The organism is Kitasatospora gansuensis (assembly GCF_014203705.1).
Classification (GTDB): Bacteria; Actinomycetota; Actinomycetes; order Streptomycetales; family Streptomycetaceae; genus Kitasatospora; species Kitasatospora gansuensis.
In genome coordinates, this window is record NZ_JACHJR010000001.1 from 7,697,188 (window position 1) to 7,710,178 (window position 12,991).

Genomic DNA, 12,991 nt, shown 5'->3' on the forward strand with positions numbered 1-12,991 from the left:
GTCCACCGGCGTGCCCGCACCCCTTGCCCAGACGAGAGAAGCCACCGCCATGCCTCACGCCGGTCCCGCCCAGTTCACCCGCCGCGGTCTGCTCGCCGCCACCGGCGCCGTCGGAGCCGGGGCCCTGATCGCCGCCTGCGGCAGCGCGGGCTCGTCCGGGTCGGACGCCACCGGCGCGGCGGCGGGCGGCCCGTGGTCGTTCACCGACGACCGGAAGAAGGAGGTCACCGCGAAGAGCCGGCCGCAGCGGATCGTCGCCTTCACCGGCACCGCCGCCGCGCTGCACGACTTCGGCCTGCACGACCAGCTGGTCGGCGTCTTCGGCGAGACCAAGGGCGCGGACGGGAAGCCCGACCCGCAGGCGGGCGACCTGGACCTGGCCAAGGTGCAGATCGTCGGCAACGCCTGGGGCGAGTTCGGCATCGAGAAGTACGCCGCGCTCCGCCCGGACCTGCTGGTCACCCACATGTACGACCCGGACGCCTACTGGTACGTCCCGGACGAGAGCAAGGACAAGATCCTCGCGCTCGCCCCCGTGGTCACGATCACCACCGGCCGGGTCCCGCTGACCGAGCCGATCCGCCGCTACGCCGAGCTGGCCGCCTCGCTCGGCGCCGACCTGAAGGCCAAGCAGGTGGTCGACGCCAAGGCCAGGTTCGAGGCCGCCGCCGAGACGCTGCGGCAGGCTGCCAAGGCGAGCGGCGGGCTGCGGGTGCTCGCCTGCTCCGGCGCGGCCGACCTGTTCTACGCCTCCAACCCCGGGGTCAGCACCGACCTGATGTACTTCCGCGACCTGGGCGTCGACATCGTCGTCCCGGACAAGCTCGACCAGGGCGGCTACTTCGAGAGCCTGAGCTGGGAGAACGCGGGCAAGTACCGGGCCGACCTGCTGCTGCTCGACCAGCGCAGCACCGCCCTGCAGCCCAAGGACCTGGCGGGCAAGCCGGGTTGGGCCCAGCTGCCCGCCGTGCAGGCCAACCAGATCACCCCCTGGGACGCGGTGCCCCGGTTCTCCTGGGCGGGCGCCGCGCCGCTGCTGGAGAACCTCGCCAAGGCCATCCAGGGCGCCCGCAAGCTCGGCTGACCACCCATCACCCCAGGAGTCCTCGGATGACCGTGCCCTTCGCCTTCTTCGCCGCCCACGTGGTCCGCACCGAGCGGATCAGCCCCGCGTTGCTCCGGGTCACCTTCGGTGGTGAGCAGCTGACCGGCTTCGCCTCGGGTGGCCGGGACCAGAGCTTTTCGCTGTTCCTGCCGCACCCGGGGCAGGACGCCCCGGTGGTCCCGGTGGCGGAGGGCGAGGGCTGGTTCCACGCCTGGCGCGCGCTGCCGGAGGAGGTCCGGGCGGTAATGCGCTCGTACACCGTGCGCGCCGCGCGGCCCGAACTCGGCGAGGTGGACGTGGACTTCGTGCTGCACGGCGACGCCGGCCCGGCCTCGCGCTGGGCCGGGCGGGCCGCGGCGGGCGACCGGGTGCTGCTGATCGGCCCGACCGAGGCGGACAACCCCAGCGTGCAGTTCCGGCCCCCGGCCGGGAATGACTGGGTGCTGCTGACCGCAGACGAGACGGCGTTGTCGGCCGCCGCCGCGATCCTGGAGTGGCTACCGGCCGGCACCCGGGCGCTGGCCTTCCTCGAAGTTCCGGACGGGGCCGACCGGTTGGAGCTGTCGACCGCCGCCGACCTGGAGCTGCACTGGCTGCCGCGCGACGGTGCCAGGCCCGGGGTGGTGCTGGACGCGCTGCGGTCCGCCGCCCTCCCGGAGGGCACCCCGTACGCCTGGGTGGCGGGGGAGGCGGCGGCCGTCCGCTCGGTCCGCCGCCATCTGGTCGGGGAGCGGGGCTTCGACCGACGGGCCGTCACCTTCACCGGTTACTGGCGACTGGGGGCCACCGAGGAGGACCTGCGCGCGGAGGCGGAGGCTGCGGCCTGACGGCCGGTCAGTGGTACTTCGTGCAGGTCAGCGCATCGCTGTTCTGCGGGCCGAGGCAGGCCTGGGCCTGGACGGTGCCGTCCACCATCAGCGTCCAGACGTACGTCTTGGCGCCGTCGGTGTTCCGGACGTACTTGGCGCCCTTCTTGTTGGTCACCAGCACCGCGCCGCCGTTCGGGGCGTTGACGCTGCGGGCCCAGTTGGCCTGGCAGGCGTTGCTGTGGAACAGCTCGACCTTGATGCTCCGGTCGGTCGCCAGCGGCACGCTCTCCACCAGCTTGCCGTCGGGCGCGCAGCCCGCCGTGACCGGGTCCTTGCCGTTGCAGGTGGCGGCCTTGCAGGAGGCGGCCAGGAGCGGCTGCGCGGGCTCGGCGAGGGCGGGGGCGGCGGCCGTGGTACCGAGCAGGACGGCCAGGGTGGCCCCGACCGTGGCCAGGATGCGTGGGGGTGTCATGCGGGTCTCCCGTTCCGGTGGCGAACCTTCGTGCTCGGAGTACCCGTTGGCGCGAACGCCCATGTGGGGTGTGACAGTGGTTCAGCAGTTCGGGTGACGGCCGGTGCCGTTCGAGGTCTGGGCAATGTGGTCCAGACCACCTAGGCTGAGTGGCCGTCAGGTTCGCGCACTGTGGCCCTTGGGGTGCTGGATGGTCTCGCGTCGGTCGGTCCTGGTTCTCGGCGGGGTGGGCGCCGGCGCGCTCGCGCTGCCCGCCGTCGCGGCGGGCGCCGCGTACGCGGATGCGGGTGCGGATGCCCGGGCGATCGAGCTCCCGGCCCCGACCGGCCGCCGACCGGTCGGCACCGTCGACCTGCACCTGGTGGACCCGGACCGGGACGACCCGTTCGCGCCGGACCGCCGCCCCCGCGAGCTGATGGTGCAGCTCTGGTACCCCGCCCTCAGTGCCGCCGGACACCGCCGGGCCCGCTACGCCAGCGCCCTGGTCGCGGCCGATCTGGAGGCGGGGCTGCCCCTGACACCGGGCACCGTGTCGGCGGTCCGGCCGCACGCCCGGATCGGCGCACCCGCCGTCCCCGGCGCGCTGCCGCTGCTCCTGCTCGGCCACGGCCGCCAGGGCGGGCGCGGCAACTGCACCGCGCTGGCCGAGGAGTTGGCCTCGTACGGCTACCTGGTGGCGGCGCCGGACCACACCTACGACGCCGCGCTGGTGGAGTTCCCCGACGGGCGGGTGGTGCGCGGCGTGCTGCCGGACGAGCCGCCCGACTGGGACGTCCAGGAGCGGCTGGAGATCGCTGCCCGGGTGGGCGACCTGCGGTTCCTCGCCACCGTCCTGACCCACCGTCACGGCAGCTGGCCAGTCGGAGACCCTGGACGGATCGGGGTGCTCGGGCACTCGATGGGCGGGTCCGCCGCGGCCGAGGTGCTGCGGGTGGACCCGCGCTTCCGGGCCGCGCTCGGCCTGGACGCCGCGTTCTTCGGCTCGGCCGTCCCCGACCTCGGTCTGGACCGGCCCTACCTGCTGCTCACCGCCCTGGAGGACCACGACACCTGGCGCCGCTGGCGGGACCACCAACGCGGCTGGGCCCGCCAGTTGCGCGCCCGGGGCAGCGGGCACCTGACGTACACCGACCTGCCGCACTTCGCCGCCGAGGGCGGGCTGCCCGCCAGCTGGCCCGCGGACTGGTACGCCGAACTGCTCGGCACGATCGCCCCGGCCCGGTCGACCGGGATCATCCGGACGTACACCCGGGCCTTCTTCGACCGCTTCCTGCTCGGCCGCCCGTCGCCGCTGCTGGACAGCGCCTCGCAGCGGTTCCCCGAGGTGGAGTTCCGCTGGAGCCACGACGGGCGGACGGCGCTCGGGGAGTAGCGCCGCGCGCCGCCGCGCGCCGCCGCGCGCTGGGCTTCACTTCGAGCGCTGCCGTTCACCTGCTGGGTGGTCAGGAGTGCGTGCCGCAGAGTTTGGTCATGGCACCGACGCACCGGATCGTCATCCGGCGAAGGCTGGACTTCCTCGCCCTGACCGTGAGCTGTTACGGGCTGCGGCTGCGTACCGACCCCGCACCGCCCGTGTTGGAGCGCACCGACCAACAGGCGCTGGTGGTACTGGAGTTCCCGCCGCAGGCGCTGCGCGAGCAGTCACTGCCGCCGTGGAACACCGGGCGGCCGGAGACCGCGTTGGCCGAGCCGAGCCGGCTGGTCTTCCGGGTGCCGGACGAGATCAACGAGCTCGCCTACGACCTGCCGACCCTGCTCGGCGTGGTCGGCTTCGAACCGGTGCTGGTGCCCGCCGCCGTCGAGCCGGGCGCGGTGTTCCCGCCGCCGGGACCGGAGCTGCGCGAGCCCACGCCGACCGAGACCGCGCTGGAGCTGCCGCAGCGTCTGCTGCTGTCACCCAGCGACCACGAGGGCTGGTCGCACGCCACCGGGCCGGTGGCGCACGACGGCCGGGTGGAGCTTTGGCACAGCCGGCTCGGCGTACGGGTGCGCACCGAGGACGGTTGGCGGATCGACGAGTACGGCGACCGGCTGCCGACCGTACGCGCCGTCTGGGCCCGGGGCGACGAGCTGCCGGACTTCCTGGCCGACCGGAGCCGGTCGCTGGTGGAGCCGGGCCCACCCTCGCTCCGGCCCGAGTTCCTGCCCGGTGACCGGCAGGGCGCGCAGATCGTGCTGGCCACCGCCGACTGGCAGATGGAAGGGTTCCGCCCGGAGCCGTTCCAGGCCGAGCGTCTGATGCTCAGCGCGTACGGCGGCTGGTTGAGCGGGAAGGTGGTGGTCGACCCGCCGAAGCTCGGCCCGCTGGACCTGGAGCAGTGGACCCACCGGGCCACCATGGGCCGGGACCAGTACGTCCGGATCGTCGAACGCGGCTACCTCTACCCGTGGGGCGTGCCCGCCGCGTTCGTGCAGGTCGCCGAGCGTCGGCCGGTGTCGGCGGACGGCATCCAGGCGGCCGCGCTGGTGCGGGAGGAGTTCGTGGTGGTGCGTCGGCCGCTCACCGACTACGCCGCGCTGCGCGGGCTGTCCGCGCGGTTCGATCACGGGTTCCCGTTCAGCCGGATCCGGGTGAGTACGCTGACCACGCCGCCGCTGCCACCCGGCGGGGCGGCGGTGACCGGGGTGCCCGGTGCGTTCCTGGTGACCTGTCCGGGCGGAGCGCCGTTCGAGTTCTCCGCGCTCGGCACCGACGCGCGCGGCCAGGAGGTGCCGCTCGGACTGCCCGCCGTGTTCGTCCGCAAGTCGGCCGCCGCCCAGCCCGGCAACTGCGCACCGCTCGCCGACTGGTGGAACGCGCAGACCGACCGGACCAGGGTGCGCGGCTTCGGCCGCCGGATCGCCTACACCCCGGACGCCGTCGGGGGGCCCGGCGGCTCGAGCCTGGAGACGCACTTCCTGTCCTTCGCCGTGGAACGGGACCTGCCCCCGGCCGACTTCGAACAGCTGTTGATCAGCGAGACCCCGCCGTGGCTGCCGGTCCTCAGCCAGGCCGTGGTCTCGCTGCCGTCCGCCCAGGGGCTCTCGTCGGCGCCGCTCGGCACCCCGATCATCGAACCGACCAAGGACTTCCTACGGCACGGCATCGAGGGTGTCCCGAACGGCATCTTCGCCCGACTGCCCGTCAAACTGCCGCTGGCCTTCGCCGGAGGGAGCGCGGGCGGGCTGGCGCTGCCCGACTTCGGCATCGACGGGCTCTCCCGCGAGCTCGGCCCGATCGGCAACCAGGCTGGTCTGAGCAGCGGCCGGTTCGACCCGAAGGCGCTCTTCCCGAGCAGCGCCCGGCTGCTCGGCGCGATCGGCCTGGCCGAGATCATCGCCGACGCGACCGGTGCCGACGCGGCGCTGCGCAGCCTGGTACTGACCCGCCGTCAGCTGCCGGACGCGCTGGAGACCCGGTTCAGCTGGGCGCCCGGGCTGACCAAGGACCGCCAGGGCGTGTTCGAGCCCGGCCCGGCCGCCACCTTCACCCTGGACGGGCTACTCCGCGCCCCGCTCGACGGCAGTCCGCCGAGCAGCCGGCTGGACGGCCGGCTCACCGATGTCACGTTGCACTTCTTCGGCGGCGGCGCGGGGAAGTGCGTCTCCATCGCCTTCGAGGAGATCCGCTTCCACGCGGCCACCGGCGAGGCGCCCAGCCTGCACCCGGTGATCCGGGAGGTGACCTTCGGTGGCCCGCTCGCCTTCGTCGACGCGCTGCGGCAGTACCTGTCGTTCGGCGGCTCCGGCCCGTACGTCGAGCTGACGGCGAGTCGGATCACCGCCGGGGTGCTGGTCGCGCTGCCCTCGATCACGGTCGGCGTGTTCACCCTGAAGAACCTGACGCTCCGCACCGAGCTGCAGCTCTCGCTGACCGGCGAGCCGACCAGGCTCAGGTTCGCCGTCAGCGAGCGGGCCCGGCCGTTCCTGCTCACCGTCTCGCTGTTCGGCGGCGGCGGCTTCCTGGCCCTGGCGCTCACCACCGCCGGGCTCGAACTCATCGAAGGGTCACTGGAGTTCGGCGCCTCGGCGGCGATCGACCTCGGGGTGGCGAGCGGCGCCGTCTCGGTGCTGGCCGGCATCTACTTCGCGCTGACCAAGCTCCCGGCGCCCGCGACCGGCACCAGGACCGCGCTGGACGGCTTCCTGCGGCTGCACGGCGAGATGTCGGTGCTCGGGCTGATCAGCCTCTCGCTCGACTTCCACCTGGCCATCGAGTACCGCGACCACGGCGACGGCACCTACAAGGTCAGCGGCCGGGCGACGCTGCACGTCGAGGTCTCGGTCTTCATGTTCTCCACCTCGGTCGAGGTCACCTGCGAACGCAGGTTCGGCGGCACCGCGAACGACCCCGGCTTCACCGACCAGATCGGTCCGGCCGACTGGGACGAGTACTGCGACGCCTTCGCCCCGCTCGTCTGATCACCTCTTGGAGCAAAGCCCGTGCCCACCACGCAGAACCTGCTCTTCACCACCCTCCCGCAGGGCCGGGCCGACGGCCGGCTCCGGCTGTCGGTGTTCGTCTCACCCCGGCTCCGGCCGGACGGCGGCCGCGGCACCCTGGCCGACTTCCCCGACCTGGCCGACTGGCCGGCCACCGTCGCGGCGATGGACTGGCAGGTGGAACTCGACGGCGTGCCGCACCCCACCACGGTCAGCACCCCCGCCGAGGCCGCACCGCAGTCCGGGCTCTGGCGGGGCCTGTTCCCCGCCGGCACCCCGGTGGCCGCCCACACCCCGGCCGACTACGCCGACCGGCAGGTGAGCGGCTACTCCACAGCCGACGCGCTCGGCCAGGTACGGGCGATCTGGCAGGCCGCACTCGCCGCCGGGCCGACCGAACTGCCCGGCGACGAACAGCTGTTGCGCACCGTCGCCGCCGCCACCGGCGTCGACCTGGGCTGGCTCGACCTCGTGCTGGGGCAGATCGCCGACCGCCCGCAGCCACCGGAGGGCGGCCCCGACCCCGCGCCGCCCGGCGACCTGGACGAGCTGCCCGACTTTCAGCCCGGCGACGGCGAGGGCCGGATCATCGAGGCCCGGGGCCAACGCTACCCGCGCGAGGCGGCCTGGCTGCGCGAGCAGGCCGAGCGCGCCGCCGCCTGGCAGGACCACCTGGACGCCGTGGAGACACACCGTCAACTGGTCGCCCGGCTCCGCGGGACCACCGACCCCGGGCAGCTGGACCAGGGCGGCCTGCGCGGCCTGTACGCCGTCCGGGACCACCACCGGCCGGCCGTCCCCACCCCGCCGGAGGCTCCGCACGTCCCGGTCGTGCTGCCCGAGCAGGACCTGCACCGGCTGCTCGCGCTGCTCGGCGGCCACCCGGCCGTACTGCGTCGGCTCGGACTGATCGTCGACCTCGAACTGGACGCCCCGGCCGGGCAGTCGGGCACCGTCCGGGCGGTGCCGCAGTGGACCCCGCAGCTGGCCGGGGCCGGTCCCGACCACTGCCCGGTGACCAGGCTGGACCCGGCCGCCGACACGTTCACGGCCGCCACCGGCCCCGGTGACCTGATCGAGCGCGGTTTCCTGCGGCTGACCGAGCCGGACGGCTCCCCGCGCGCCACCCCGGTGGTGGCCGACCCGGACGGTGCGGCGCTGGCCACGGTGGGCGCCGTCGAGGGCCTGGTCCGGCGCACCCTGTGGCGGGACCCGGACGAGGGGCAGGGCCGGGACGGGCTGCCCGCGCTGCGCACGGCCGGCTTCTCGCTCGCCCTGGACCGCCGCGCCGCCCGGCTGACCGATGCCTTCGGCCGTGCCCGCGACCTGGAGGCGGCCGGTCTCGGCGGGGCGGAACTGACGGCCGAGGACCTGACCCGCGGTTACCGGGTCGACGTACTCGACACCACCACCGGCCGGGACGGCCCCTGGCGCAGTCTGACCTGGCGTCAGCGCCGCTACTCGGCCACCGGGGCGGCGGACTTCACGGTGCTGGAGGAGGGTTACGTCCAGCCGGTCGCGACCGGGAACGGCGACGCGGGCAGTGACCCGGGCGGGCCGCTGCGGATCGGCGAGAGCCTGTTCCTGTGGCAGGGCTGGAACCTGGCGGTGCCCCGGCCCGGCACGCCGATCGACGCGAAGGACCGGGTCGGCGCGGCCGCCCCGGCGGACGGCACCGGGCCGCTCGCCCTGGCGCACGCCTCCCGGGTGGTGCCCGGCACCCTGCCGCCGCTGCGGTTCGGGCGGGCGTACCGGTTCCGGCTGCGCGCGGTGGACCTGGCCGGTGGCGGCCCGGCCCTGGCCGACCCGCTGCCGGACGGTCTGCCCGCGGTCACCGAGGACCTCCGCTACACCCGCTACGACCCGGTCCGCCCACCGGAGTTGCTGGCCCGGGCGGCGCGCGGCCCGGGCGAGACGGTGGAGCGGCTGGTGCTGCGTTCCGACTACGAGCGGCAGCCCGTGCCCGCCGTGACGGACCGTCACGTGGTGCCGCCTCGTGCTGCCCAACTGCTGGCCGAGCAGCACGGGTTGCTGGACCGGGACGGACGGCCCGACCCGGCCGCGTACGCGCTGTTGGCCGAGCTGGAGGGCGGCAGCTACGCCGCTCTGCCGGAGGCCCGGCCCGACCCCGAGTTCCCGGACGTGGTGTACCTGGACGCCGACCGGCTGCCGATGGTCTACCTGCCCGACCCGCTGGCCAAGGCGGCCACCCTGCGTGGGCTGCCCGGGCGGCCGGGCACGCTGCGGATCTCGACGGCGCCGGCCGAGGGCGACTCCTGGCCCCGGCTGCGGCCGTTCCGGCTGGAGCTGCGCGAGGGCCCGAAGGGCGCGCGCTGGTACGCGCACGAGCGGCTGCTGGTGGTCTGGCTGCCCAAGGCCGCCCGGGCCGAGGTCGAGCTCTCCAGCGGTCTGGAGCGGGCCGACCTGGAGCTGCTCGGGGTGTGGCAGTGGGCCCGCGAAGCCGGGCTGGCCACCCCGGCGTTGACCAGGGCGGCGCTGCGCGGCCAGGTCTGGACCCTCACCCCGGTCCGTCGGCTGAGCCTGGTGCACGCGGTGCGGCGGCCGCTGCGGCAGCCCCGGTTCGCCCGGCTGGCGCCGGACCGCCGCGCGGGGGAGTCGTTCTGCCGACTCGTCGGCCGGCTGAACTTCTCGCGGATCTCCACCGGCCGGGTCGACCTGGTGGCCCGCTGGACCGAGCAGGTCGACCCAGGCCAGGGCAACGTCCGGGCGGCGGCCGGTGGCCCGGAGCCGGTGGCCGACCCGTACACCCGCGAGTGCGAGACCACCCTGTCCGTGCCGCTGGACCACGGGCCACAGCACGCCGGGCGGCTGGAGCTGGCCCCCGAGCAGGAGTTCGGCGACACCCGACACCGTCGGATCACCTACCACGCGGTCGCCACCACGGCCTTCCGCGAGTACTTCGACCCCGACGACCCGGGGCCGTACACCCGGCGCTCGCCCGACCTGGTGCTGGACGTCCCGGCGAGCGCCCGGCCGGTGCCGCCGAAGCTGCTGTACGCGGTGCCGACCTTCGGCTGGCGGGAGCACGGGGACCTGGCGGCGGAGAGCCAGGTCGGCAGCACCCGGCGTGGGCTCGGCCTGCGGCTCTACCTGGACCGGCCCTGGTACAGCTCGGGCGACGGTGAGCTGCTGGGCGTGCTGCTGGCTCCGGACGGCCAGCAACTGGACGGTGAGGTCGGGGCGTTCACCAGCCAGTGGGGCACCGACCCGGTGCAGTTCGGCCGGCCGCTGTCGAGCGACCGGCCGGCCGCCGAGCACTTCCGGAGCGCGACCCGGAGGGGCGCCGGGCTGCGGCTGGAGGAGCTCCCCAACCGGCGGATCGCGGTGGCCGGTCACCCGGTGGCCTTCGACCCCGAGCGCAAGCTCTGGTACTGCGACCTGGTGCTCGACCCGGTGCCCGGCGGCCGGCCCGAGGAACAGCCCTACCACCCGTTCCTGCGGCTGGCGTTGGCCCGCTGGCAGCCGTCCGCCGTCCCGCTGTACGAGCTCTCCCGGGCCGTCGTCGCGGACTTCCTCCAGCTGGCGCCGGACCGCTACGCCACCGCGGTGCCGGGCGCCGCCGGCTCCTCGCTGCTGGTCACCCTGGCCGGTGCGGCCCAACGGGAGCCGCAGCAGGCCCAGTTGGTACAGGCCCGGGTGGAGCTGCGGGACCCGCTGGTCCCCGACCCGGACCTCGGCTGGTCACCGGCGGGCGAACCGGTGACCCTGCCGTGGGACGGGCGGGTGTGGACCGGCGAGGTACCGCTGCCGGACGGGTACCGGCCGGGGGCGGCGCGGCTGGTGCTGGAGGAGACCGAGCTCCACCCGCCGTACCGGGAGGGGAGGTTGGTCCACCTGGACATCCTGCCGATCTGAGGTGTGCCGGAGTCGGGTCAGCCGCTGGTGAGGACGACCAGCTGCTGGGTCGCCCGGGTCATCGCGACGTAGCGGTCGACCGCGCCCTCGATGCCCGTGCCGAAGGTCTCCGGGTCGATCAGGACGACCAGGTCGAACTCGAGGCCCTTCGACAGCTCCGGAGTCAGCGACCGGACCCGGGAGGCCGGCCGGAAGGACGGGTCACCGATCACGCAGGCGACCCCCTCGGCGTGCTCGGCGAGCCAGCTGTCGAGGATCGAGTCCAGTTCCGTGACGGAGCCGTGCCGGACGGGGATGCCGCTGCTGCGGATCGAGGTCGGGACGTTGGCGTCCGGGAGCACGGCGCGGATGACCGGCTCGGCCTCCGTCATGACCTCTTCCGGCGTCCGGTAGTTGACGCTCAGTGAGGTCACGTCGATCCGGTCGAGCCCGACCCGCTCCAGCCGCTCCCGCCAGGACTCGGTGAACCCGTGCCTGGCCTGGGCGCGGTCGCCGACGATGGTGAAGCTCTTGGACGGGCAGCGGAGCAGCAGCATCTGCCACTCGGCGTCGGTCAGCTCCTGGGCCTCGTCCACCACGATGTGCGCGAACGGGCCGGCTAGCGGCTCCGGGTCGGTGGTGGGCAGCGCGCTGTCGTCGACCAGCGTGCTCTGCAGGTCCTGGCCGCGCAGCATCGTCACCGCGCCCTCGCCGTCGTCGTCGGCCTGGAGCAGGTGGTCGATGACGTCGTCCATCCGCGCGCGTTCGGCGGCGATCGCGGCCTCGTGCCGCTTCTTCCGGTCGGACGCCTTCGGGTCGCCGAGCCGCTGCCGGGCGGCGTCCAGGAGCGGCAGGTCGGAGACCGTCCAGGCGCCGGCGTCCGCGCGCTGGAGCTTGCGGACCTCCTCAGGGCTGAGCGAGGGAGCGCACTTGCGCAGGTAGGCGGGCACCGACCAGAGGTCCCCGACCAGGTCGGTCGGCTCGATCATCGGCCAGGCGCGGTTGAGGGTGGTGATCAGCTCCCGGTTCTGCAGCAGCGACCGCCGGAGCTGCGCGGGCGGCGCCTCGCCGTCGTCCTTGTCCATCAGGATCGTGAGCAGTTCCTCCAGGACCTGGTCGCGCGCCTCGTTGTGCGGGGTGCCCGGCTCCGGGGCGGCGAACGCCGCGGCCCAGTCGTCGGCACTGAGCCAGAGGTCGGACCAGTGGGTCTCGACCATCAGACCCTTCGTGGGCGGCTCCTCGTAGATGCCGACGGCCGGCTCGATCGCCCGCACCAGCTCCACCGAGGACTTCAGCCGGGCCACCTCCGGGTCGGTCTCGACCGCGGCCTTCGCTCCCTCGGCGACCAGGTCCCGCACGGTGCAGGTCTGCACGCCCTCCTCGCCGAGGCTGGGGAGGACGTCGGCGACGTACGCCAGGTAGGGCTGGTGCGGACCGACGAACAGCACGCCGCCGCGGCGGTGGCCGAGGCGCGGGTCGGAGTACAGCAGGTGGGCGGAGCGGTGCAGGGCGACCACGGTCTTGCCGGTGCCCGGGCCGCCGTCGACCACCAGGGTGCCGCGCGAGCCCGCCCGGATGATGGCGTCCTGGTCGGCCTGGATGGTGGCCAGCACGTCGCGCATCCGGGCCGAGCGGTTGCTGCCCAGGCTGGCGATGAAGGCGGACTGGTCGTCGAGCGCGGCGTGCCCTTCGAGCCCGTCGGCGGTGAAGACCTCGTCCCAGTAGTCGTTGATCCGGCCCCGGGTCCAGCGGTACCTGCGGCGGCTGGTCAGGCCCATGGGGGTGGCGTGGGTCGCCGCGAAGAACGGCTCGGCGGCGGGGGAGCGCCAGTCGAGCAGCAGCCGGCGGCCGGTGCTGTCGGTGAGGCCGAGGCGACCGATGTACACGGGCTCGGGGCTGTCCGCGCCGACGATGTGCCCGAGGCAGAGGTCGAGGCCGAAGCGGCGCAGGGCGCGCAGGCGGCCGGTCAGCCGGTGGATCTCGGAGTCCCGGTCCATCGCCTCGCGGCCGACGCCGCCGGGCGCCCGGCGCTCGGCGTCGAGGCGGTCGGACAGCTCGGCGATGGCCTGCTCGAGGCTCTCCGCGATGGCGGCGAAGTGCTGCTCGTCGCGGGCGATCAGGGCGGGGTCGGCCTTGGCGGCGAGGCGGTCCGGAAGGTCGAACGGTCCGTCAGATGACAACTGCACACGCAATTTCGTGAAACTCCCGATTCCGCAGGTCATTGGCTCAGGCCAGTGATTCTGCGGCACGAGGGGGGCCTTGCGGCAAGGCCCCCCATGCGCTATATCTTGGTTATGGCAAGAGGAGCGGTTTCCCTCTTGCCATTGT

7 protein-coding genes are annotated in these 12,991 nt (G+C 74.4%); 5 read left to right on the top strand and 2 right to left on the bottom strand.

The features are described from left to right. Nucleotides 1-49 precede the first annotated feature (49 nt). Nucleotides 50-1,084: an ABC transporter substrate-binding protein gene (locus F4556_RS34680; protein ID WP_184923283.1), complete on the top strand. Its 1,035-nt coding sequence runs from the start codon at nt 50-52 to the stop codon at nt 1,082-1,084. 26 nt (nt 1,085-1,110) lie between these two features. Beyond that, the gene (locus F4556_RS34685) at nt 1,111-1,932 is read left to right on the top strand and encodes a siderophore-interacting protein (RefSeq protein WP_184923285.1); all 822 of its coding nucleotides are present in this window, start codon (nt 1,111-1,113) and stop codon (nt 1,930-1,932) included. Between the two features lie 7 nt (nt 1,933-1,939). On the opposite strand, the gene F4556_RS34690 is transcribed toward F4556_RS34685, so the two are convergent. Continuing rightward, nucleotides 1,940-2,386, bottom strand: a complete 447-nt coding sequence (locus F4556_RS34690) for a DUF2690 domain-containing protein (protein ID WP_184923287.1) — start codon at nt 2,384-2,386, stop codon at nt 1,940-1,942. 190 nt (nt 2,387-2,576) lie between these two features. Between F4556_RS34690 and F4556_RS34695 the strand changes: the two genes are divergently transcribed. The 3 genes from F4556_RS34695 to F4556_RS34705 all read left to right on the top strand — a co-directional run bounded on the left by F4556_RS34695 (nt 2,577) and on the right by F4556_RS34705 (nt 10,684). Continuing rightward, the gene (locus F4556_RS34695; RefSeq protein WP_184923288.1) at nt 2,577-3,758 is read left to right on the top strand and encodes an alpha/beta hydrolase; all 1,182 of its coding nucleotides are present in this window, start codon (nt 2,577-2,579) and stop codon (nt 3,756-3,758) included. Between the two features lie 98 nt (nt 3,759-3,856). Next, nucleotides 3,857-6,787, top strand: coding sequence for a hypothetical protein (locus F4556_RS34700; RefSeq protein ID WP_184923290.1), 2,931 nt, complete (start codon nt 3,857-3,859; stop codon nt 6,785-6,787). A 21-nt stretch (nt 6,788-6,808) separates the two neighbouring features. Next, the gene (locus F4556_RS34705) at nt 6,809-10,684 is read left to right on the top strand and encodes a hypothetical protein (protein ID WP_184923292.1); all 3,876 of its coding nucleotides are present in this window, start codon (nt 6,809-6,811) and stop codon (nt 10,682-10,684) included. A gap of 17 nt (nt 10,685-10,701) precedes the next feature. On the opposite strand, the gene helR is transcribed toward F4556_RS34705, so the two are convergent. Continuing rightward, nucleotides 10,702-12,843, bottom strand: a complete 2,142-nt coding sequence (gene helR, locus F4556_RS34710) for an RNA polymerase recycling motor ATPase HelR (RefSeq protein WP_376775768.1) — start codon at nt 12,841-12,843, stop codon at nt 10,702-10,704. Nucleotides 12,844-12,991 lie beyond the last annotated feature (148 nt).

What these genes read in the sequence shown, in the direction of transcription:
- F4556_RS34680 (WP_184923283.1), top strand. Translation starts at nt 50, where the DNA reads ATGCCTCACGCCGGTCCCGCCCAGTTCACCCGCCGCGGTCTGCTCGCC.
- F4556_RS34685 (WP_184923285.1), top strand. Translation starts at nt 1,111, where the DNA reads ATGACCGTGCCCTTCGCCTTCTTCGCCGCCCACGTGGTCCGCACCGAG.
- F4556_RS34695 (WP_184923288.1), top strand. Translation starts at nt 2,577, where the DNA reads ATGGTCTCGCGTCGGTCGGTCCTGGTTCTCGGCGGGGTGGGCGCCGGC.
- F4556_RS34700 (WP_184923290.1), top strand. Translation starts at nt 3,857, where the DNA reads ATGGCACCGACGCACCGGATCGTCATCCGGCGAAGGCTGGACTTCCTC.
- F4556_RS34690 (WP_184923287.1), bottom strand. Translation starts at nt 2,386, where the DNA reads ATGACACCCCCACGCATCCTGGCCACGGTCGGGGCCACCCTGGCCGTC.